General features: G+C 40.5%; 15 protein-coding genes. 4 read left to right on the top strand and 11 right to left on the bottom strand.

Annotation, left to right across the window (positions count from 1 at the left end; all coding sequences use genetic code 11):
* The 6 genes from HDF25_RS02995 to HDF25_RS02970 all read right to left on the bottom strand — a co-directional run.
* Positions 1-650: condensation domain-containing protein (locus HDF25_RS02995; protein WP_221450840.1), on the bottom strand; the 650-nt coding region annotated here is incomplete at its 3' end.
* 17 nt (positions 651-667) lie between these two features.
* Positions 668-11587 carry a non-ribosomal peptide synthetase gene (locus tag HDF25_RS02990; protein ID WP_184622581.1) on the bottom strand — a complete coding sequence of 3640 codons (10920 nt, stop codon included), beginning with the start codon at positions 11585-11587 and terminating at the stop codon, positions 668-670.
* A gap of 46 nt (positions 11588-11633) precedes the next feature.
* The gene (locus HDF25_RS02985; RefSeq protein WP_184622579.1) at positions 11634-12605 is read right to left on the bottom strand and encodes a 2,3-diaminopropionate biosynthesis protein SbnB; all 972 of its coding nucleotides are present in this window, start codon (positions 12603-12605) and stop codon (positions 11634-11636) included.
* Between the two features lie 62 nt (positions 12606-12667).
* Positions 12668-13018, bottom strand: a complete 351-nt coding sequence (locus tag HDF25_RS02980) for a hypothetical protein (protein WP_184622577.1) — start codon at positions 13016-13018, stop codon at positions 12668-12670.
* A 706-nt stretch (positions 13019-13724) separates the two neighbouring features.
* Positions 13725-14357 (bottom strand): chloramphenicol acetyltransferase, encoded by a 633-nt coding sequence (locus HDF25_RS02975; RefSeq protein WP_184622575.1) that lies wholly within the window; start codon positions 14355-14357, stop codon positions 13725-13727.
* Complete coding sequence (locus HDF25_RS02970) at positions 14358-15050, bottom strand: HAD family hydrolase (protein WP_221450839.1); 693 nt, start codon at positions 15048-15050, stop codon at positions 14358-14360. It abuts the gene before it with no gap.
* A 73-nt stretch (positions 15051-15123) separates the two neighbouring features.
* Here HDF25_RS02970 and HDF25_RS02965 point away from each other — a divergent pair, with 73 nt between their 5' ends.
* The 3 genes from HDF25_RS02965 to HDF25_RS02955 all read left to right on the top strand — a co-directional run bounded on the left by HDF25_RS02965 (position 15124) and on the right by HDF25_RS02955 (position 19044).
* A complete protein-coding gene (locus HDF25_RS02965) occupies positions 15124-15696 on the top strand; it encodes a Crp/Fnr family transcriptional regulator (protein ID WP_184622573.1) in 573 nt (190 codons plus the stop codon).
* Positions 15697-15791: 95 nt separating this feature from the next.
* Positions 15792-16508, top strand: coding sequence for a DUF2490 domain-containing protein (locus HDF25_RS02960; RefSeq protein ID WP_184622571.1), 717 nt, complete (start codon positions 15792-15794; stop codon positions 16506-16508).
* 130 nt (positions 16509-16638) lie between these two features.
* Positions 16639-19044: a TonB-dependent receptor gene (locus tag HDF25_RS02955; protein ID WP_184622569.1), complete on the top strand. Its 2406-nt coding sequence runs from the start codon at positions 16639-16641 to the stop codon at positions 19042-19044.
* Between the two features lie 74 nt (positions 19045-19118).
* Here HDF25_RS02955 and HDF25_RS02950 read toward each other — a convergent pair whose 3' ends face one another.
* The 4 genes from HDF25_RS02950 to HDF25_RS25925 all read right to left on the bottom strand — a co-directional run bounded on the left by HDF25_RS02950 (position 19119) and on the right by HDF25_RS25925 (position 21536).
* Positions 19119-19460 (bottom strand): darcynin family protein, encoded by a 342-nt coding sequence (locus HDF25_RS02950; protein WP_184622567.1) that lies wholly within the window; start codon positions 19458-19460, stop codon positions 19119-19121.
* Positions 19461-19557: 97 nt separating this feature from the next.
* Complete coding sequence (locus HDF25_RS02945) at positions 19558-20355, bottom strand: alpha/beta fold hydrolase (RefSeq protein WP_184622565.1); 798 nt, start codon at positions 20353-20355, stop codon at positions 19558-19560.
* A gap of 3 nt (positions 20356-20358) precedes the next feature.
* On the bottom strand, positions 20359-20838 hold the full coding sequence (locus HDF25_RS02940; protein ID WP_221450838.1) for a VOC family protein: 480 nt from the start codon (positions 20836-20838) through the stop codon (positions 20359-20361).
* Positions 20839-20963: 125 nt separating this feature from the next.
* Positions 20964-21536 carry a GNAT family N-acetyltransferase gene (locus HDF25_RS25925; RefSeq protein WP_184622561.1) on the bottom strand — a complete coding sequence of 191 codons (573 nt, stop codon included), beginning with the start codon at positions 21534-21536 and terminating at the stop codon, positions 20964-20966.
* Positions 21537-21876: 340 nt separating this feature from the next.
* Here HDF25_RS25925 and HDF25_RS02930 point away from each other — a divergent pair, with 340 nt between their 5' ends.
* Positions 21877-23391, top strand: coding sequence for a sulfatase family protein (locus HDF25_RS02930; RefSeq protein ID WP_184622559.1), 1515 nt, complete (start codon positions 21877-21879; stop codon positions 23389-23391).
* 140 nt (positions 23392-23531) lie between these two features.
* On the opposite strand, the gene HDF25_RS02925 is transcribed toward HDF25_RS02930, so the two are convergent.
* Entirely contained in the window at positions 23532-23930 is a 399-nt protein-coding gene (locus HDF25_RS02925; RefSeq protein WP_184622556.1) for a c-type cytochrome, read from the bottom strand.
* Between the last annotated feature and the right edge of the window lie 10 nt (positions 23931-23940).

Genomic DNA, 23940 nt, shown 5'->3' with positions numbered 1-23940 from the left:
ACAATGATAGACGATGACCAGCCATCCGAGGCAATATGATGAATCGTAATCACCAGCAATTGCCCGCCAGTAGCTGTACCTAACAATCCGGCTCTTAGCATATGATCAGCGGCAAGATCAAAGGTTTGCTGCCTGAAAGCTGCCACAGCCTGTTGTATATCCTCACCGGCTTCAATGGCAGATAACTGCCAGCTATCTGCCGGTAAAACCACCTGATAAGCCAGACCATCTTCCTGCCGGATCACTGTCCGCAGTACTTCATGACGGTTGATAATCGTTTGTAAAGCATATACCAAAGCTTCCTCGCTGAGCTCGCCATGGAGTTCCAGTACCTCAGTAATATGATAAGGTACACTCCCTTCCAACTGGTCGATAAACCACAACCGCTCCTGACTGAATGACAATGGAATACGGTTCATACCGGTGCTAACAGCCTGAATCTTATCTACAGCTGATAAATTCGTATTTTCTTTAAAGTATGTTATTAAATGAGGTTTATTTTTTTTCAGTTCATCCCAAAAGTCTTCATCAATCTCCGTCTCTTCTAAAGTCTCCACTATCAGATCATCGTCTTCAAGAAATATCTCAATACCTAAGTCATTTGCTTTTTCTAACAGGCTTTTGACATCAGCTAAATTCTGGTTAATCATATAAGCTATTTAAAATGTTATAATACTATTCTTGTACGTTTCTTCGCACTGTTTGCTTGTCTTGTTATTATGTATTCAGCCAGCAACCTAATTGTCGCTAACTCGAAGAAAGTTCTGACAGGTATGTCAATTTTGAATTCCTCCAGTGTAGCAGCTATCAAACGCATTACCAATAAGGAGTGCATACCTATTTCAAACAGGTTATCATCTACCCCTATCCGTTCTATACCTAATAACTGCTGACAGATTTCAGCTAAAACTTCCTCAGTTGGATTCTGGGGCCCTACATAGACATTAGTCAGCAACATTTCCCCCGTTGGGTCCGGTAATGATTTCTTATCTATTTTCCCGTTGGCAGTGAGTGGTAATTCATCCAGTTCAACCAGTACAGGTACCATGTATTCTGGCAAGCTGGATTTCAGGTAAGTAAAGAGTTCTTCCTTAGCTTCTTCTTTAGACGGCACGAAATAAGCAATCAACCGCTTCATTCCATTGGTATCAGATTTTGCAATCACCACACTTTGTAAGACCAGCGGATGCTGATTTAGCACGTGTTCAATTTCGCCCAGCTCTATACGATAACCACGGATTTTAACCTGATCATCAATACGCCCCTGATATTCTATATTGCCATCCGGTAGCCATTTTCCCAAATCGCCGGTTTTGTACATACGCTGACCGGAATGGAAAGGGTCTTGTACAAACTTCTCCCTGGTCAGCTCCTCTCTGTTCAGATAACCACGGGATACCCCAACACCAGCTACACAAATCTCTCCAGGTACACCAACCGGGCATATATGTCCGTAAGTATCCAAAATATAGATATGTAAGTTTTGTATGGTTTTCCCCAATGGCACATTACTTCCTGCCGGAGTACTGTACATAAAATGATGGGTAATATCATCCGAAGCTTCTGTAGGTCCGTAGGCGTTCACAACCGGAATATTCCTATAGTCTGGGTGGCTGAACCATTGTGCCAGCAAGGCCTGACTGACTGCCTCACCCGTAACCAGTAAATAGCGCAGACATTTTAAAGTCGCAGTTGTATTTTCCTGTAAAACTGCTGCCAGATAAGAAGGTACCAGTTCCAGAATACTTACCCTGTCTGCTTCCACCTGCTCCATTAACGCTGCTGGCTGCAGGATCAGGTAATCAGAATAAATAACAGTACGCCCCCCGCACAGCAAAGCACAAAACATCTGCCATACAGAAATATCAAAAGTATAAGAAGCTGTATAGGCGAGTATCGTATGATTATCCATCTGCAGTTCATTCACTTTAGCATACAAATGATTGAGCATCCCACGATGCTCTACCAGTACCCCTTTGGGTTTACCTGTCGAACCAGAAGTATAGATTACATAAGAGAGATTATCTACAGCCGTTAAATGTTCAGGAGAAGTAACCGGTTGCTGACTCAGCAAATCATCTTCATCCAGAGAAATAATTAAAGCCTGCTTTTCAACAGGTAAACTTTGCCGGCTGCGTTTATTACTTACAATCACATTCACGCCACTGTCAGCCAACAGATAACCAATCCGTTCTTCAGGATACCCGGGATCAATCGGGACATAGGCCCCTCCTGCCTTCCAGATTCCCAATATACCAGCAATCATATCAGTTGAACGTCCTATACAAATTCCAACCAGGCAATCTGAATGGATATCTTTGCCACGCAGGTAATGCGCCAGCTGATTGGCTCTTTCATTCAGCTCCTGGTAGGTGATTTTCTCCTCTTCATATTGCAAAGCAACAGCATCCGGCGTCTGGATTGCCCATTCTTCAAACAGCATCATTACTGTTTTTTCTTTTGGATAATCAACTACCGGACCACTGAATAATGTCTCCAGCAAAGAGGTTTCTACTGGGGGAATCATAGCTAATGCACTGATTTTCTGAGTTGGCTGAGCGATAACCGACCGAAGTAACTGCTCATAATGCCCCACCATCCTCGTGATCGTTTCTCCGCGGAACAGTTCAGAGCAATATTCTATATTAAGTAACAGTCCTTCTTTTTCTTCGACCACCGTAAAAGTCAAATCAAACTGCACCGCAGTGATCGGTACAGTCTGTACTGATACGTCAAGCTTGTTGAGGGCAAATGCTGGTATATCCGGAATATTCTGCAAGGTAAACAACACTTGAAACAGAGGGTTCTGATTCAGGTCTCTGCTGGTTACTACTGATTCTACCACTTTTTCAAATGGAATATCCTGTTGAGCATACCCCGCAAGAAATGTATCTTTTACCTGTTTTAATAAAGCATTGAAAGCTGGTTCACCACTAAGATCACAACGCACAGCCAGTGTATTGATGAAAAATCCAACCAGATTTTCAGTTTCCTTCTGTCTTCTGCCGGCTATAGGAGTACCCACACAAATATCTTCCTGTCCGCTATAGCGGTATAATAAGATTTTAAAAGTTGTCAGCAACGTCATAAACAAAGTAACCCCTTCCCGCTGGCTGAACTCATTCAATTCTTCCTTCAGCAAAGGATCAAGCATAAAAGAGGTTGTTGTTCCATGTTTACTGCTAATAGCCGACCTGCTATAATCAGTTGGCAGGTTCAGCAATTCTGTTCCTGATAGCTGAGTTTTCCAATATTCCTGTTGCAGTTGCAATACCTCCCCACTTACATAGTTCCTTTGCCATAAAGCATAATCGGCATATTTTAGAGTAAGTTCTCTAAGACTGGGCAACAGACCGCTTGTGTAGGCATTATACAATTCAGATAATTCGCCAACAATAACTGATAATGACCATCCATCAGAGGCGATATGATGCAGTGAAAGCACCATCAAATGTTCATCTCCAGCAATTTCAATTAAACCGATTCTGAGCATATGATCATTTGCAAGATCAAAAGGCTGATTAATAAAATTTAAAATTGTAGCCTGCTGGTCAGCTCCAGGATTTACAACTGATAATTTCCAGGTTCCAGGTTCCAGGATCTGCTGATAAGGCACTCCGCCTTTCTGCCCGATTACCGTTCTGAGGATTTCATGACGATTAACTATATCCTGAAATGTAGTTTGTAATGCATTTACATCCAGGTCTCCTTTCAGGCAAAGTACAGCAGGAATATGATAATGTACACTTCCTTCCAGCTGATCTATAAACCACAGCCGTTCCTGTCCAAAGGAAAGAGGAATATTTTCCGGTCTTTCCTGTCTGACAATTTCAGGCAACAGAACTGTACTTTCCATTTGCTGTATAAATGCCGTCATTGTAGCAACAGTTGTGTAGGTAAATACATTATCCACACTAAGTTCTACTGCCAGTTCATTACGGACCGCAGCCAGTAATCTGATGGCCAGTAACGAGTGTCCGCCCAACTCAAAGAAATCATCATGTATATTTATCCGTTGAATATTCAGCACTGACTGCCAGACAGCAATCAGTTTTGTCTCGGTTTCATCACGAGGTGCTTCGTACTCATTTATTGATAAATCATTTATATCAGGATCAGGCAGAACAGCATAATCTGTCTTGCCATTGACTGTAAGTGGTATTTCTTCGAGTGTCAGCCATACAGAAGGGACCATGTATTCAGGTAATCGTACTTTCAACCAGGCATTCATTTTCTCTTTATCAAACATCTCTTCTTCAACCACATAACCAATCAGACGTTTTCCTCCGGTCCTGTCCGCTTTTGCAACGACCACACAATTACGTACCATACTGTTCTGACGCAACACATTTTCAATCTCACCCAATTCAATACGGTACCCCCTTATTTTCACCTGATTATCCGAACGACCAACAAACTCTATATTACCATCCAGATGCATCCGGACCAGATCACCGGTCCTGTATAATCTCTTTGCCGGATCCTGATGGAAAGGATTAGTGATAAACCGTTCCAAGGTGAGTTCAGGACGATTCAAATATCCTCTGGCTACTCCTTCACCTCCAACATATAATTCTCCCGTTACTCCCATCGGAACCAGTTGCTGATCCTGATCAAGTACATAAGCACTGCGGTTGTCCAATGAAATACCAATCGGCGTATTTACAGTGATTTCCTGGTTATTCATGACATAACTTAGTGAAAATGTAGTGTTCTCAGTAGGGCCGTAAATGTTACTGATTACAATTTCAGGGTAAGCCTGCATAAACCGTTTGACATGATTTTCAGATAATTTTTCTCCACCAGTGAGCACAGCGGACAATCTTCCAAATACAGTAACATCCGTATCTACCAGCTGATTAAACCAGGCTGTAGTGAAGAACATCTTGGTCACTCCCTCCTCCTGTAATACCCGTTTTAACTGAACCGGATCCAGCAAACTGTTCTCAGCCCCCAGCACTAACCGGCCACCATTCAATAAAGCACCCCAATATTCAAAAGTCGTTGCATCAAAAGCAATTGAACCAACAGACAGCAGTACATCTTCTTTGTCCAGTACAATATAATTAGCGGCATGTATCAGGCTCACAACATTACGATGCGTGACTAATACCCCTTTAGGCTGCCCCGTAGATCCCGAGGTATACATGACATAGGCTAATTGTTCCGGCAACAGAACTTCTTCCGTATCTAACTGTTCTTCATCAAATTCAATACTTTCATCCAGACAGATAATCATACTTTCGTCCGATTGTCCGGCCAGCTGTTCCCGATAAGATAAGGTAGTCAGTAATAATCTACTGCCGGTATCTTCCAACATGAAACGAATCCGTTCCTGCGGATATGCAGGGTCAACAGGGACATAAGCTCCTCCGGCCTTCAATATACCCAGAATCCCAACTATCATGTCCAAACTTCTATTTGTACAAATTGGAACCAGTGTTTCCGTTTTAACACCTCTGTATTTTAAATAGCGGGCCAGCCGGTTAGCACGATGATTCAACTCGGCATAAGTCAAAAATTTATCTTCTTCTACAACAGCGACAGCGTCTGGTGTTTTCCATACCTGTTCTTCAAAAAGATCTGTTATTGTTTTATCCGCCGGATAATACTTTTCTGTACCTGCATACTGTAAAAGTCTTTCCCGCTCCTGTGCCGTCAATAAAGTGATATGACCTAATTTTCCTTGCTCATGAGCCAGTATCTCTGCTAGTACCTGTTCAAAATGCCTTGCCAACTGTTGTACATAGATAGTATCCAAAGCTCCCGCATTATAAGTGAACCTGAGTTCAGTCTCCTTCGAAGCGGTAATGACAACAACCAGCGGATAATTTGTCTGTTCCTTTACATCGATGTGATCTACTTTAAGTTTCCAGTCCTCGGATTTCAGGACTTCACTTACCGGATAATTTTCAAAAACAAGCAAACTGTCAAATAAATCACCTTTGATTCCTGTTAACTCCTGTATTTGACTCAATGGTATATGCTCGTACTCCCTTGATCGTATTTGATCACGCTGAATATCCTGTAACCACGAAATGATTGCTGTTTCCTTCTCAAACCTGGTGTGTAAAGGCAGAGTATTAATATAGAGTCCCACCCGTTTTTCTATATCTGCCAGATCTACCGGGCGTCCGGAAACCGCTACCCCATAAGCAATACTATTATGGCCTGTATAATGATGTAGTATAAAGGCCCATACCCCTTGCATCAGTGTATTTAATGTTAATCCGTTTCTTTTGGCGTAGGCAGTTATTGTTTGACTGGTTTCTTCATTCAGGATCAGGCGCTCCTCCTTAAATTCTTCCGGTACTTTGGTATGGTTCCCGGAAGGCTTAACAAAAGGTAATGAAGTATTGGTTTCCAGCCCACTCAGATATTCTTTCCAGTATACTTCTTCCGTCCATTTATCACGGTGTGCTATAAAGCGAATATAATCTTCGTATTTGTCCTCAGCTCCCAATATTACTTCTTCTTTGCTGACTAGTTGATTATAATATCTTAATATCGATTCTATAATAACGGGTAATGACCATCCGTCCAACAAGATATGATGATAAGTCCATAACATATGGTAAGACTCATTGCCGGTTTGGAGTAAGGTAATCCGCATTAATGGCGGTACCTCAAAATCAAATGGCCGCTCCCGGTCTATTTTCACATACGCATTAATAGCCAGTTGCTGGTCATCAGCATTCAGGTGACTATAGTCCAGAATTTCAAATGGCAGTTCGACCTCATGATGCACACACTGTACAGGTATAGCCAGTTCTTTATAATTAATACTACTGCGTAATACCGTATGCTGCTTCAGCAAAAGATTCCAGCTCTGCTGCAAAGCCTCCGGATCTGTCAATTGCAGATCACAGCTAAATTGTTCTATATAATCAGTACCTCCGGCATTATATAAACTATGAAAAAGCATACCTTCCTGCAAAGCACTCAGCTGATAAATTGCATCCACTGTATCCGCACGTTTTAAAACGTTTCCTGGCCATCCAGGTTGCATTAAAAATTCGTCCAGTGCTTCATAATTTACCAGAGCTGGCAGACCATAATCTGAAGGTGTGAACACCTCTCTGATTTTCCCCTGATCCGAACTAAACTGGATCAATGTCTTAAGATGCGTCAAGTAACTAGCTGATAGCTGTTCAATAGTAGATTCCTGATAGTGCAGACCACTATAACTCCATTGAAATTGCAGCACCCCATCACGTATCATTCCGTCTATGGCGAGTTTATCTCGCATGATATGTGCAGGGCTTACTGAATGACCGGTATATTCTTCAGCAAATTGAAAATGAGGACTGTTTTTCGTTAAATTATCCAGTTGTCCCAGATAATTGAAAACAATTTCCCACGGGTCATCTCCCTGTAAAACAGTTTCTTTATTTATATATTTCAGGATACCATACCCCAGTCCTTTATCAGGAATTCCATGTAGTTGTTCCTTTACATTTTTGATCAGCTGTTCATCTGTAGCATTTATGCCCGCATCGACCAGTACAGGATAAAGACTGGTAAACCAGCCTACCGTACGGCTGATATCAATACCAGTTCCTATTTCTTCCCTTCCATGCCCTTCCAATCCAATAATTACCTCTTTTTTACCGTTCCATTCTGTCAACGTACGGACCAGTGCTGCCAGCAGGATATCGTTAATTTCAGTATGGTATGCCTGGTGTGATTCTTTTAATAAAAGATGCGTAAATGTTGCATTTAAACCAGCGGTATATGTTTTACTATCACTTATCAAAACACTATTTTCTACTAAGTTCTCAACCAATGGATGACATTTAGCTAAGGCGATATTTTCCCAATACTGCCTTTGAGACAACAATTGGTTGCTCTGTGCATATGCGGTCAGATGATTATACCAACGCTGGTAAGAACTGCTTTTACCAGCTAATTCCATTTCTTTACCCGATTGTGCGACAGCTATTAATTCCTCTATATCTTCCAGCAGAATACGCCAGGATACGCCATCTATTGCCAAATGATGAACTACTATCAGCAAACGGTTGTGGGTATCACTCTCCGGAGTTTTGATCAGTACCATCCTCAGGATATCTCCCTTTTCAAGATCAAGACTTGCCTGATACTGCTCACAACAAGTGGTAATTAAAGAAGATAATTCAGACCCTGCCTCAGATAGATCTTCTGTATAGAGAGAACTGTTCTGATTACCATAAGTTTGTGACCATTTGCGCCCTACCCTTTGATAAGAAAACCGTAAAGCATCATGCTGTTCCAGTAGATGTGATAATACAGCTGATAACAATTCAGCATTGATCGTTTTATCTGCTTTCAGTAATAAACTTTGATTGTAGTGATGAAGTGCCCGGGTTTCTTGGGGCTCCTGTTCAAAATACCATTGCTGGATAGGCAAAAGACCTGCTTCCCCTTTCACATGTTCTTCTCCCGCTGCAATTCCCGCATTTTTTTTCTTTTTCCCCGACATCCATGCAGCCAACTGCGCAATAGTCTGATGTTGAAATACATCTTTTGCCTGCAATGCATACCCCGCACGTTTAGCACGGCTTGCCAGCTGAATAATAATAATTGAATCACCGCCAAGCTTAAAGAAATTATCATGTATGCCAATACGTTCTATGCCCAGCAGTTCCTGCCACATCACGGCAAGAAACTCTTCTACATCATTGCCCGCAGGTACATAATCATCTGTGAAGACAACATCAGTATCAAGATCGGGTAATCCTTTTTTATCAATTTTCCCATTCGGAGTCAGTGGGAAAGCTACCATTTCTACAAGCATTCCCGGCACCATATATTCCGGTAACCGTTCCCTCATATAGGCCACTATATTTTCTTTGTCCAGTTTTCCGACAGGAACGATGTACCCTATCAGTCGTTTATGTCCCTTGTCATCAGCTCTGGCCAGTACCACAGCTTCTCTGACCAGCTCACTTTGCTGCAAAACACTCTCTATCTCACCTAGTTCAATGCGGTATCCTCTGATTTTCACCTGGTCATCAATACGCCCCAGATATTCTATATTTCCATCGGCTAACCAACGGCCCAGATCACCTGTACGGTACATCCGTTCTGATGGATCCATGCTAAAAATATCCTGAGTAAATTTCTGCGCCGTTAGTTCAGGCAGCCCTACATACCCCCTTGCCACACCTATGCCTGCCACACAAATCTCACCGGGCAGCCCTACATGACATATTTCATTACTTTCATTTAATACATAAATACGAAGATTCTGTAAAGGTTTCCCTAGTGGTACATTCGCAGTAACAGGAGTCTCATACATGAAATGATGTGTAATATCATCCGAAGCCTCAGTCGGACCATAGGCATTCACCACCGGAATGGTTCCATAATATGGATGAGTGAACCATTGGTTCAGCAGGTACTGACTGACAGCCTCCCCGGTTACCAGCAGATACCGCAGGTTTTCCAGCGGCGTATGCATTTCCTCCTGCAATACCGCAGTAAGGTAAGAAGGAACCAATTCCAATATCGTAACCTGATCTTCGGCTACTGCGCTTATCAATTCTGCCGGCGTATAAATCAACCGATCAGTATATACAACAGTAGAGCCTCCGCATAATAATGCAGCAAACATCTGCCATACAGAAATATCAAAAGTAGAGGATGCCGTAAAAGCAAGACGGGTTTGTTCATTCATCTGCAGATCGGCTACTTTGGCAAACAGGTGGTTAAGCATCCCGCGGTGTTCTACCATTACCCCCTTAGGTTTACCTGTCGAACCTGAAGTATAAATCACATAACATAAATCATGAGTTCCGGGAACAGCAGCAGGATAATCAGCAGGCAGTCGGGATAATAACAGCGTTTCATCATTGATATTAATCATATCCACATCAGCAATTACAGAGGCCCTGCTTTCATCATTACAAATCACAATTCCTGATGAAGTATCGTTCAGAATATAATTAATTCGCTCTGCGGGATACGCCGGGTCAACCGGTACATACGCCCCTCCGGCCTTCATTACACCCAGTATAGCAACCAGCATGTCTATCGAACGGTTCATGCATAAAAGCACCATCGAATCTGTAGTTACACCCTGACCGCGCAGATAGTGCGAAAGCTGATTTGACTGTTCATCTAGCTGTTTATAGGAAATCAGCTGTTTTTCAAACCTAATTGCAATAGCATCTGGCGTAAGGGCCGCCTGAACGGCAAACAAACCCGGTAAAGTCTGAGCTGACTCAGGTGTACAGGCGCCCTGATGGCTAAATTCTTCTAACAGGATCTGTTCCGCAGGTGGCAATATATGGATCGCTTCTATATCATTATCCAGTTTGGTATCGAACTGCTCTAAAATATAGAGAATGCGCTGCGTCAGCAGTTCTATTTCTTTTTTTTCAAAATATTGCAACTGAAAATCTACGCGAAGCTGCAATGGCTGCTGTTTTCCGTAATCATACCAGAACATCTCTATTGGAAATGGTACATGGCCGGTCGGAATATTAATAGATTGAGATTTTAGTCCTTCACCAAAATCGAGTTGAAAATCAATTGGTGCATAGTTTACGACAATCTCGGTTAAGGCATCCGCTGCCAACTGCGTTTCCATCCTGAAAAATCTTTTCAAATCACCGATCAGATAATTCTGATAACGATAATCTTCCCGTTGAGAGGACAGGATTGATTTAATCAGGTCTGTTAATTTGGTTCCCGGAGAACAGTGTCCGACAAATGGAATCAAACCTGTAAACATACCTGGAATAGTGCGTAAGGCCTTTGTTCTTCTCCGGTGTAGTGGTATCCCAAAAACAAAATCAGTTTGACTGGAGGTACGGGCAAAGTAAATCATCAGCGCAGCCATTGTCAGTTGCTGCGGGTTAGCCTTTGTATTCAGTTGTAATGTTTCCAGCCTTTCCCTATCCTTTTCTGTAAGTTCCAGAATCAGTGTGTCAGATTTCGTTTGCAGGTTATTATCTGAAAGTATTCGTCTTTGAAACAGATTCTCCGTTTGTTTCCCAACCTTCTTTTTCCAGTATTCTCCTTCTGCAGCATATTCAGCAGAGTTATGATAAGCAGATGCCCTGATAGCTTCCTCTACATAAGAAGGGTATTTAAACTCCACTTCATAATCAGCCGTTATTAACGATTTATATTTCCTGGCTATGAATTGGTTCAGGCCTGATAAACCATATCCATCAGCAATTAAATGATGAAATTTGAAATAGTACCAGTATTCATCTTCCTGAACCTGAATCAGGTATTGTTCGACAGGAATGCTGGTCTTTTCAATTTTAAAAGGAGCAGCTAACTGTTCTCTGATCCACTGTCCTACCCTTTCTTTTTTATCTGGTCCGTCTTCAAAAACCAGCTCTGGTAATTCAAAATGATCATAAGTCTCATCCAGATAAGCAACCGGCTGAGGATCCTGGAGATCAAATCTCATTTTCAGGGCATCAAATACCAGGGGTGCAGAATTCACAGCTGCTATGAATTTTTCTTTATCCAGTAAACCTTTTAGTAATATATACCCGCCGACATTATAATATGGGGCTTCGGTGTTAATCATCTGATCAATATATACATCTTTCTGCGCAGGGTGCAGAGGCAAAATTTGGAATGACATAATTATTTATTTTAGAGTCATAATCAATAAGAAATGTTAAATACGGTTAATCAGGCAAAGCAAATCCAACCTTTTCGCGAAGGGCTTCCTGATAATAATATCCGGCTACGGCAATATCAAAAATAGCCATCCCCATGGGGTTGAACATGACCACATCCGAAGCCGAATTCCTGTTCAGGTTTCCTTTGTTTACAACCTCTGCAATAGAAATCGTGTCGCTCTCCAGAAGGTCTTTCTCCAGATGCATATTCTCAATATCCGTATTCTGTCTGCAGACCTCTTCCCAATCATCAACAACAATAACATCCATGAAATCTTTCATCTCAACCTTATAATCTCTCAGGGATACATTCAGTTGTAAAGACCCTTTTTTCGGAGGGAGATTGATATAAGATGCGGCAGATACTGTACAGGTAATAAAAACATCAGCTTCTGTATAACATTCCGCCCAGTTGGCAGCAACCAATACCTTCTCTCTGATCTCATCACCAATGACATTTGTGTCAATCGGATTGATATCGTAGATGAATACCTTATCAATGGCAGCACCCAAAACCGAAGTAATCATTTTCAGGTGCATCTGACCAATAGGTCCAAAACCATTAATGCCTATGATTAATTTTTCATGATCACCTCTACCCAGCATAAATTCCTGGACTATCAGCCCTGAAACCGCTGCCGTTCTTATCGCACTGATAGTTGCCGTATTGATTACACAGCAAGGTATTCCCGAATCATGCTCATTCAAAATTGTAACTGAGTTGGCCCTGAGTTTTCCTTTATAAATATTATCAGGGAAACTGGCAATCCATTTTATACCAGCCCATGGTTTACTTCCTCCTATATAGGCGGGCATAGCGATAATCCGGTTTTTAGGATCACCAAATCTTAAATAAGGTTTAATTGGCTGTGAATAATTACTGGCATGAAGCTCCTGAACAGCTTCTCTGACTACAGTTATGAGTTGTTTCCAATTCACACCGATTTCATTAATCGTATCTGCATTTAGATATAACATATTGTTTTTATTTTATAGGTTGATGTTTATTATACAATAGATAGAATTGATTAACTTTACAGCTAACCAGGCCCCCATTCCTTAAGGTTGATTACCTCTGAACTGGTATGAATCCAATCAGAAAAAAAAGGGATAAAACAGGTCTTTGGATTATATAGATTTGCACCGGCTAAATTGATCTCAGTACATTTTTGCTTAGGAAAAGAAGAAATGAATGGCACAGCCATCATATGACTTAGTGTGATAAAAACACTAATTAAACCTGGAATGATAATGGATGAAACCAGGTTCTTTGAACTCTGGAAAAGATATTGGTATACCGGCTTTACAAACAGCTTGACATTGTTATTATTCGAACTTATAAGCAGTTTATTGCCAATAAATCCGAGCAGTTTTCCAAGTCCCTTTAGCATAAACCTTACAAGTTAATTATAAGAGAAAATTGATTTCAAAAAATATTATTACATTCTACATTTTTTACACGTACCCCTCTATTAAAATTTTAAGGAAGTATTAAAATTTTAACCTTAAATATCAATACCCACAGATTATTAACTATTAACTAATAAAACAGCATTTAAAACCCAAATACCATATTTTACGTAAAAATACACATTTAAATAAAGCTAATTATTAACAATTCATTACTATTATATATCCAAAAAGTTAAAAAAAACAAACAATTAAAATCAATACCTTTTGACTATTCACCAATAAATGTCAATAATAGTAATTACTTGACTACAAACGATCTTATATTCACTATTATATTAATAATATTACAATTACTAATAATACCTATTTTTTAAAAACATAAAACAATACAATTATTAATTTATTTAACATAAAATTGATGAAAAGTGTAAAAAAGCCACTATTCATCCCGCAGAAGCCGGTATCAGGCTGCTATATTTATAGCATAAAAGAAATCGCGAAAGAATTCATCAGAAGCCTGTTTCAACATTACCTGTAGCAGGAACGAATTTATTGAGCAGGATATATTAATTTAACAAGAGAATTCAAGTCTAACTTCTTTCGAAGATCCTTCGAACCAAACCGAACAGTCTATGAATTAAAACTAGCTGAATTTAAACCAGTGCAACATTCAATCAGGCTAATCTATACCCGAGCGCTTTTCATTAAATCCTGAAAATGTTCAACAAATTGTCCCACTTCATAACCATCCATTAAAGCATGATGAACATGGACAGAAACACTCATCAGTTTACGTCCCCCTTCTTCAGTCATCTTACCAAAAGATATTTTCGGTGAACTATCCTTAAATGAGAAAGATCTCGCGTGAGATAAAGAGGTAAAATCAATCCATGGAAGCGCAGAATAATGAATTACACAATCTCCCAGCACAGGAGGAAACAAACTGGTACCTTTGCTAATCAGCTCCATATTTTCCCTGGCCTGATCGTGGAATACCTTAGCGTCTCCATCAAATTGAAAATAAGAGAACCCAAAAGTCCCGTCCGGCCGGTTTACTGTTGAAGAAGCATCAACCTGGTCATATATAATTATCTTTTCATCTTGTATCCTATATTTGAAGGCCTCTATCCTATTTGCCGCCTTCAATGACTGATATAAATAATACAGAAAAAATGATTGCCCAGCCTGCTTAGCTATACGATAAGCTTCTGAGCAGTCAATCTTTACAGTTACACCAAAAAATGGTTCTTCAAACTGTTTAAAAAAATGAAAATGCTCCTTTCTCTTCCATGTATTTATATCTAGTTCTCTTTTCATCTATAGTAGCTGCTTAATTTCACTAATTGTTGTTAATTGTATAAAACGGGGATGGCCCACACCAGACTTCACCTCTTCATGTGCCCAGGTGGTGTGATAAGGAACATGAGCTGCGAAGCCCCCTATTTCCAGTACAGGAATAATATCAGATTTAACAGAATTACCAATCATTAAAAAATGTTCCGGTTTACAATCCAGGTGTTTTAATAATTTACGATAGTCACTTGCTCCCTTATCACTCATAATTTCGATATGATGAAAACAATCCAGTAATCCTGATTTTTTAAGTTTTCTTTCCTGATCAAGCAAATCCCCTTTGGTCGCTACGATCAATCTGAAATTGCCTTTCAGACTATCTAAAACTTCTTTTACCCCATCCAGCAGTTCTACTGGTTTTTGCAAAAGTGCTTTACCCAGTTCCATCACTTTATCCACCAGTGTCAGACTCGCCCTACCACCGCTGACACGGCTCAATGTTTCTATCATACAAAGCATAAAACCTTTGATACCATACCCATAGAGATTCAGGTTCTCCATTTCAGTTTTGAATAACTCTTTTGAGATCATATCAGGAGGCAGGTAATCCTGTAATAACTCACAAAAAAGCCTTTCAGTTTCCTGGAAATAAGGTTCATTCACCCAGAGTGTATCGTCTGCATCAAATGCGATACTATGTATTTCATTGCTGATCATTACTTTTGTTTTTAAGAATCACAAAAATAAAACCTTTGCTGTCCGGAAAAAGGACATTTGTCCCGAAACATCTATGCTACGAACCAACCCAGGCTTATTATCCTTTATTGAGGAACTTTATCTGAACCAATCCAGGAAAGAAGATATCATACTGCGTACTTTTTCTAAGGGAGATCAGTTGCTTAAACAGCACCAGCAGATCAGCAAAATACTGATCATTAAAGAAGGTGTCACCAAATGTTACCTCACCGAAGAAAATGATAAAGACTATCTATTTGAATTTTTGGGAAAGGGAGAAATTGCCGGTGAAATAGAAGCACTCAAAAACATGGATTGCCTGTGTACTATCGAAGCCATCACCGAAGTGAGTGTCTATGCCCTTTCCATCCCATTCTTCCTGTCTCAGATTGACAAAAACCTAGAGATCAACAAAATTCTGCTCCACATCCTGGCAGACCGGATACTGAATACCAGCAGCAGGGCTTCTTATCAGCAATTATATAGTATAGAACATGGTCTATCCAAATTACTGCAGCTTCAGCAAACAGAACAGATCAGCCTGACAAAAGATGATATGGCGGCTTACCTGGGTATTTCAATCAGAAGCCTGAACAGAACGCTGAAACAACTAACATCAAAACCTTAACTCTGACAGAAGTAGCCTTTTTCAAGGCCAGATTTCCGTTTTACGTGTAAAAGAATAAATTTGTAAACACACACAAACAGAAACCCGCCACGCTGATGAACTTCAAAATCGTTTTTTACCTCCTCGCCTTTCAATTAATTGCTACTCCCTTAGTCAAAGCACAACAAAAAGAATACACTGCCTGGGGAGCCTGGTTCCATACTCAGAAGTTTTCTCCACGCTGGGGTGCCTCCTTTGACGGACAGTTCCGTTCAGCTAATCATGCAGACTATTTAAAGAATGTACTGCTGCGACCATCCGCCAATTATTATTTTAGTAAGAATGCTCACCTGGATTTAGGTTATGCTTATATCGCAAGTCATGGAAGATCAGGGGATACCAAAACCTTCAGACCGGAACACCGCATCTTTCAACAATTCATCTACAGTCATAAAGTAGGCGCTAATACACAACTCTCTCATCGTCTCCGCCTGGAACAAAGGTTTTTAGGCAGCACTGCTACGCAAGATCCTTATTTTGCACAAAGACTTCGCTATTTCATCAGGGGAGTAATCCCTTTGAACAGAGATTCTACTTTTACAAAAGGTACTTTTGTAGCTTTACAAAACGAAACCTTTGCGAACATCCAGAACAAGCATAAGGTCAATCAACACCTATTTGACCAGAACCGTGCCTACATAGCTTTTGGTTATCGTTTTAATAAAATGGTCGATCTGGAAGCAGGTTATCTTAACCAATATATTAAACACGTAGAATCCTATACTTTAAATCATGTATTACAGATAGCTGTCTATACCAGGTTCGGGAATTAACGGTTTAACGACCCCCTACGTTGTTTTGTCATTAAACTGTCTTATTTTTAATCAATCTAAACAAAAGACCGATTAATTATATTTCCTACTGTATGTTTGTTATTTAAAATTAATCTAAATAACACACACAATGACTTTTTCTACTCCCAGAGTTTATCTCACAGCAATTTTTATCTTGCTGCTCCATTCTTTTACTTTTGCACAGACAAGAACCGGCACCATCACAGGTACTATTACCACTTCTGATGGTGTCCCGGCAGAATTGGTAACCGTTGCCATCAAAGGGATTATCAGTACCACTACCGACAAAAACGGATCTTACACACTTAAAAAAATTCCGGCAGGAAAACACATCGTAATTGCAAGATTGGTAGGCGTACATCCAATCTCTAAAGAAATTACACTGGCAGCAGGTCAGGCCTATACCTATGACATTACACTATCAACCTCTAATGAACAATTAAAGGAAGTAGTGGTCAGTGGAGGAAAAACAAACAAATTCGCCGTTAAAGAAAGTGCATTAGTTTCTAAAATGCCCCTGAAAAATCTTGAAAACCCACAGGTATATGCTGTAGTTTCTAAAGAATTAATGACAGAACAAGTTATCACAAATTACGATGATGCGCTAAAAAATGTACCAGGGATCGACAAATTATGGTCTTCTACAGGTCGTGGCGGAGATGGTGCCGGGTATTTCTCTCTGAGAGGATTTGCTGTTCAGCCTACTTTAGTCAATGGTTTACCAGGACTAACCAATGGGAGTCTGGATGTTTCGAATGTAGAACGCATCGAAGTTTTAAAAGGCCCATCAGGTACCTTATTTGGAAGCAGCCTGATTTCTTATGGTGGTCTGATTAATACTGTAACGAAACAACCTCATGACGGAACAGCAACCGAAGTCACTTATACAGCGGGAAGTTACGGCCTGAACAGAGTTACAGCAGATATTAATACACCACTGGATAAAGATCACAAGGTACTTTTCAGAATGAATGCAGCCTACCAGGACGAGAACAGCTTTCAGGATGCAGGATTCAAAAAAACAAGATTCGTTGCCCCGTCTTTATCTTACCAGGTAAATGACAGACTTTCCTTCCTTTTGAATACCCAATTCTTAAGTGCAGAAGGAACTAATCCAACCATGTTGTTCCTGGACAGAGGAACTGCCTTAAAAGTAAATACAATAGCCGGTCTAAATTATGACCCTAAGAAATCTTACACCAGCAACAACCTCAGTATCAAAACTCCTGTTGCCAGTATGCAGGCACAAATGAATTATAAATTATCCGATCAGTGGAATTCACAGACCCTGATTTCAAGGGGATCTGCAAAATCGGATGGTTATTACTCTTATCTTTATGAAATGTCCAGCACAGTTCCTGGATATCCAAATGTTCCTTCTACTTTCAGACGTTCTGTAAGTGATCAGAATACAACTACTGAAACCACCGACATACAGCAGAATTTTAACGGGGATTTCCAGATTGCAGGCTTACGTAGCCGCATCGTTGCCGGATTGGATTATTTCAACAGGACTTATATCAATAACAGCTCTAATTATGTAACCGCTGGAATTGTCTCTCTTGGAGGAACAGATACAGGTGTGTTGACCAAAGAGAGTGTCGATGCCTTAATAGCTGCCAGTAAAACATACACTAACACCATCAGTACACAACAGGTATACAGTGCTTATGCTTCGGATATACTTAATTTCACCCCCCAGCTATCAGGAATGTTCAGTTTAAGGGTAGACCACTTTGTGAACGGAGGACAAGGAGTTGCTGATGCTGATAAATACGGACAAACTTTCTTATCTCCTAAATTTGGACTGGTTTATCAGATATTAAAAGACAGACTTTCTGTGTTTGGTAACTTCATGAATGGGTTTACCAATGTTGCCCCAATCAGCGTTTCGGTAAACGGAGTTTCCACTACCCGTGTTTTCAAACCTGAACAAGCCAACCAATGGGAAACTGGTGTAAAAACAGATTTATTTGATGGAAAACTAACTGCTTCTCTAAGCTATTATGATATTAAGGTATCAAATACTGTCTTATCAGTTGGTGAAAATGACTATACACAAGGTGGGAAAAATTACAGTAAAGGATTTGAAGCAGAAATACAGGCTAATCCTTTCCCTGGTTTTAATATTATTGCCGGATACAGCAAAAACAAAAGTAAGTTAACCAGTGGCCCTGCGGATTATGAAGGCAGAAGACCGGAAAGTGCAGGGCCAGAAGACCTGATCAATGCATGGATCAGCTACAAACTGATGAATGGTAGCGCAAAAGGTCTTGGTTTTGGCTTTGGCGGAAACTATGCGGGTAAAAACAGCATTTTGAACAGAGCTACTACCGGAGTATTTACACTTCCTTCCTATACAGTACTAAATGCAGCAGTTAATTATCAGACAGGACATTTCAATTTTGCATTAAAAATGGATAACCTGACTAACAAAATATACTACAAAGGCTGGTCTACTATAGAGCCTATGCGCCCAAGAACAGTAGCAGGGTCAATAGGATACCGTTTCTAAGTATAACCAAATTAGCTTTGAGTAAGGAGCCCAAATCTTCTGATCCTTATTCAAAGCTAATTTAGAATTACATCCTATCCTTTCCTCAAGTCTGCAATTTCCATAGATCCGCGAAAATTATTCGCTACTCCCACCACTAATTCCTGAATCACAAAATAAGGTGCCGCCAGCGTTGCCGACTCTCTCAGATAACCCATCATCAATCCATAGGTTTCCAGTTCATCCGTCTCAATAAGCATAAAATCAGACACTTTAGCATGCGTAAAGTCGCTATCAAAAAGACTGACTTTACAGGAAGCCGAAAAATGATTCAGCACAGGGCGCAATTCAACATTCACAAATTCATCTCTTTCAGCGCGTGATTTGCTCAACCATAGCGGAGTTGCATTTAACAGAATAACAATCGTATACCTCATCTTCTTAAATTTAATCTGACCGAAGATAAAAGCAACGCAAACCGCTATAGACAACTTTCCGGTAAAACCTCTAAATTAGCCGGTCAGGAACCTAAAATTACCCGGCAAACAAAAACTCTTCCACCATAGTCACAAAGAGTTCCGGTACCCTGCTCCCATGCCGCATGGCAAGAATCTCACCCAGATATTCACCGTGCGCCCCAGGAAATACAGCAAGCCTTCCCTTAGGCAACAACCTGAATAAGTCAGTTGCCCCTTCAGGCCTGATTACATCCTGGTCGGCAGTGACAACCAGAACAGGTGCTTTGATGGATTGAATATCCTCGTCTTTCCACGACTCGAAAGTCTGCATCCGACGACTATCTCGTTTAAACATAGCCATCAGTCCTTCGGGGTCGCCAGTTATCTCTAAATAAATATCTTTGTATAACTGGGGCATATCAGCAAATGTTGCCTTTGCCATGCCTTCCCAGAACCAGGGATACAGATCTTCCTTTTTATACATACCCGAAGCCACAACTAATTTCCCGATCAGTTGTGGATGACGGATTCCCAGCTGTAAAGCAGTACTTCCACCATTACTGAACCCTAAGATATCAGTATTTGTAATCCCGAGTTGTTTCAGGAGTTCCGCCACATCATCAGCATCCTGTTCAAAACTCAGAGGCCGGTCAATATCTGCCGTATGGCCATGCGCCTGGAGCTCAACTGCAATTACCTGATGTGTTTTAGCGAATTCCGGGAGTATCCGGCCAAAAGTTGAACCAATCGTAGATCCTCCTCCATGAATGAGCACCAGAGGTCTTCCCTCTCCATGAATTTCATAATACATATTCAGCTCGTTTACCCTGGCATATTGCCCGGTATTTACTGCTTGTTTCTGGCCTGGTTCCATAAATTATGCATTCTTTAGTGCTTCAATATCCAGTTTTTTCATCGTTAACATTGCATTCATTATTCTGCCGGATTTTGCAGCATCCTGCCCAGTTACCAGATCACCCAGAATAGTAGGAACTATTTGCCAGGAAAGACCATATTTATCCTTAAGCCAACCGCATACCTGAGCATTAGGGTCGCCTCCCGCACCCAGCTTTTCCCAGTAATAATCCAGTTCTTCCTGCGTATCACAGTTAACAATGAAAGATATTGCCTCATTAAATTTAAACTGAGGCCCTCCGTTAAGCGCCAGAAAAGTCTGGCCTTCCAGTTCAAACTCTATAGTCATCGCAGTTCCTTCTGGTTTTCCATGAAATTCAAAACCTTCTTTACCATAACGGGAAATTTTCCCGGTTTTGGAATTCTTAAAAATAGAGACATAATACTTTACTGCCTCTTCAGCCTGGCTATCAAACCATAAGTTCGAGATAATCTTCTGCATTGTTGCCATAATATTTCTCCTTATTTTTTTTATAAGTCTTTGATTACTAAAACAAATTTAAAATACAATCTGGGTAAACCAAAGGTCTCAATGCGACATTCTTGGGGGGGGGGCTTTGATCAGATTTAGATAAACTCCCTTTTCATACAAAACAGAGGGAATCCACAGTCCAGTTCCTTATAAATGGTGAATCCAAATCTTTGATAGAGCGTAATATTTTTCTCCAGGTAAGTTTCCAGGTAAACCGGACGTCCGAGCAGTTTACTATCAGTAATCAGCTCTTTTAATAATTTGCTCCCAATTCCCTGGTACTGAAAATCTGGATCAACACCAATAAACAATAGATAATAAAAATTAGATTCAGGATGTACCTTATTAATTTTAGCTTCCCTCCTGACGCCTAATCTCACACTTTTAAACCCAAGTAGAAACAACAATCTGATATCCATTAAAATTGATTTAAAGGTAACTTTAAGCTGGTCTGGAAAAGAAACAACAGCACAGGCTTTTTTGTCATCAGAAAGATAGACCAATCCAGATTTTGAACAAACGTCAAAATAATATTCAAATACCTTCCTTATTCTTTTAACACGGTTTTTATCCTGTTTTATAATAGAATTAAAACTCCGGTTCTCATTAAAGGCCTTTGTCAAAATATCAACTACTGTAGATTTGTCTTTAGGTTCTGCTTTTAACACTTTATTAAATCTTCTTTTTATATGAACAATTGAAATCAGCTTTCATTATACGGATTCAAAATATAAACTTATAAAAAGAAAAAATATTGCTTACTAATTTAGATTTATTGCGTTTCCCCAAACCTGAAAGACCACCAATAATTAGTATTCATAATTGAAATCCAGACCAGCGCAAACGTTTGCACATAAATTTAATTAGCTTCTTTTGAAGGATTAGCTAAATTGAAAAACAATTCCATAACAGATCAATGTTATCAAAATCCTTATATACTGGTGAAGAACTAATTACTTTCTTAAAAGAGGGTAGTGAGTTGGGTAAACGACCATAAATTATAACCTGATGAAGAAATCCTATTTAAGTATACTCATTACCCTGACAGCCCTGAACACTGCTTTTGCCCAGCAGAAACGGCCCAATGTAATCGTTATTTACGCAGATGACCTTGGTTATGGCGATGTGAGTTGTTATGGCGCCAGAAAGATCAAAACGCCACATATAGATCAGCTGGCCCAAGGAGGGATCAGATTTACCAATGCGCACGCATCCAGTGCCACCTGCACCCCTTCCCGGTTTTCCATTTTGACAGGGGTTTATGCCTGGCGAAAAAAAGGTACCGGTATAGCCCCAGGAAATGCAGCTCTGCTGATTGATACCGCACAGATCACCCTGGCTAAGGTATTTCAACAAGCAGGATATACCAGCACCGCAATTGGAAAATGGCATTTGGGTTTAGGTGGGAAAGGTGGCCCTGACTGGAACGGGGTCATCAAACCTGGCCCTCTGGAACTTGGTTTTGACAAATCTTATATTATACCAGCGACCCTGGACAGAGTACCCACAGTAATCCTGGATGGTCACCGTGTTGAAAACCTCGATCCCAATGACCCGATCACTGTTAGTTATCATCAGAAGACGGGTGACTGGCCTACAGGTAAGGATCATCCCGAATTGTTAACGATGTTATCTTCTAACGGGCATGACAATACCATCATCAATGGCATTGGCCGCATAGGTTATATGACTGGAGGTAAATCGGCCATATGGGATGATTATACCTTAACTGAAAAATTAACCGATAAGGCAACACATTTCATCATTGAAAATAAGGATAAACCCTTTTTCATGTATTTCGCATCCCCGAATATCCATGTACCCCGAACCCCGAATAAACAATTTGCGGGTAAAAGCGGAATGGGGCCGCGCGGAGACGTCATTCTGGAATTTGACTGGAGTGTCGGCCGGATTATGAAAACACTGGATAGTCTGGGCCTCAGCAAAAACACGATTGTTGTGTTAAGCAGTGATAATGGCCCGGTAGTCGATGATGGTTATCAGGATCAGGCAGAAGAAATGCTGAATGGACATAAACCTGCGGGCCCGCTCAGAGGTGGCAAATACAGTGCATTTGACGGCGGAACACGGGTTCCCTTTATTGTAAGCTGGCCAACTATAGTTAAAAAAGGTGTTAACGATGCCCTGATCAGCCAGGTTGACCTGCTCAGTTCATTTTCTGCTTTCCTCAGTCAAAAAATCCCTGAAAACCAGGCCTACGATAGCTTCAATATGATTAACCAGCTTTTAGGAAAATCAATTGTTAACCGGCCTTATCTGGTAGAAGATGCTAATGGATTAGGAATTATCATTGATAACTGGAAATATATTGAGCCTAATAATGGCTCCCCTTATGACCGGACGACAAAAACAGAATTGGGCAATAGCAAAGAACCTCAGTTATATGATCTGTCTGCTGATATCCACGAGAACAAAAACCTCGCCGGGCAATATCCTGAAAAGGTAAAATCGCTGGCCCTGAAACTACAACAGATTAAAAGCGAGCATGGTTATCATTTATAATAAGCCTAACCGACTATGAAGCTATATCAATAATTTTAGTTGCAGCAATCCCAAACTCAGCATGAAAAATGTTAACCTCTAAATACAGATGGCAGGCTAAATAGCCTGCCATCTGTATAAATAATCATATCGGCCAGCTATTAATTAGCAGCTTCAGGATGTGCCTTACCATTATGGCAGGTCACACAGTTTACCGCAAGCACAGCTTTTACCTCATTCGCATTTTTAACATGAAAAAACTTCTTATTAATGCGGTTAGTCATTCTCATCATATTTCTTGCGATCTCCTTTTCTGGTTTTGCATCACTTGCAAAATCCATATGTTTAGGATCATCCTTACTTGGGGCATGGCAGAAATTACACTTCACACCCAGGGCAGCCTTATAACCGTCCATAATTTTATCCAGATCCTCATGACTGATATCTTTTGGAAGGACTTTCAGATTACTGGCCTTTTTTTCTGCCTGAGGCATAAACCCGCTTAAAACAATAACACTGGTAAACAGTACAGATAAAGTAACAATTGTTTTATATCGCATGACATTCAAA

It is taken from the genome of Pedobacter cryoconitis (genome assembly GCF_014207135.1).
In the GTDB taxonomy this organism is placed as follows: Bacteria; Bacteroidota; Bacteroidia; order Sphingobacteriales; family Sphingobacteriaceae; genus Pedobacter; species Pedobacter cryoconitis_D.
The sequence above is the reverse complement of the archived record's forward strand: the minus strand, read 5'-3'. Positions and strand labels throughout refer to the sequence as shown.

Coding starts and splice junctions, on each gene's coding strand:
- HDF25_RS02930 (WP_184622559.1), top strand. CDS start 21,877: ATGAAGAAATCCTATTTAAGTATACTCATTACCCTGACAGCCCTGAAC.
- HDF25_RS02950 (WP_184622567.1), bottom strand. CDS start 19,460: ATGAGGTATACGATTGTTATTCTGTTAAATGCAACTCCGCTATGGTTG.
- HDF25_RS02965 (WP_184622573.1), top strand. CDS start 15,124: ATGCTACGAACCAACCCAGGCTTATTATCCTTTATTGAGGAACTTTAT.
- HDF25_RS02990 (WP_184622581.1), bottom strand. CDS start 11,587: ATGTCATTCCAAATTTTGCCTCTGCACCCTGCGCAGAAAGATGTATAT.
- HDF25_RS02985 (WP_184622579.1), bottom strand. CDS start 12,605: ATGTTATATCTAAATGCAGATACGATTAATGAAATCGGTGTGAATTGG.
- HDF25_RS02945 (WP_184622565.1), bottom strand. CDS start 20,355: ATGGAACCAGGCCAGAAACAAGCAGTAAATACCGGGCAATATGCCAGG.
- HDF25_RS02925 (WP_184622556.1), bottom strand. CDS start 23,930: ATGCGATATAAAACAATTGTTACTTTATCTGTACTGTTTACCAGTGTT.
- HDF25_RS02975 (WP_184622575.1), bottom strand. CDS start 14,357: ATGAAAAGAGAACTAGATATAAATACATGGAAGAGAAAGGAGCATTTT.
- HDF25_RS02940 (WP_221450838.1), bottom strand. CDS start 20,838: ATGCAGAAGATTATCTCGAACTTATGGTTTGATAGCCAGGCTGAAGAG.
- HDF25_RS02980 (WP_184622577.1), bottom strand. CDS start 13,018: ATGCTAAAGGGACTTGGAAAACTGCTCGGATTTATTGGCAATAAACTG.
- HDF25_RS02970 (WP_221450839.1), bottom strand. CDS start 15,050: ATGATCAGCAATGAAATACATAGTATCGCATTTGATGCAGACGATACA.
- HDF25_RS02955 (WP_184622569.1), top strand. CDS start 16,639: ATGACTTTTTCTACTCCCAGAGTTTATCTCACAGCAATTTTTATCTTG.
- HDF25_RS02960 (WP_184622571.1), top strand. CDS start 15,792: ATGAACTTCAAAATCGTTTTTTACCTCCTCGCCTTTCAATTAATTGCT.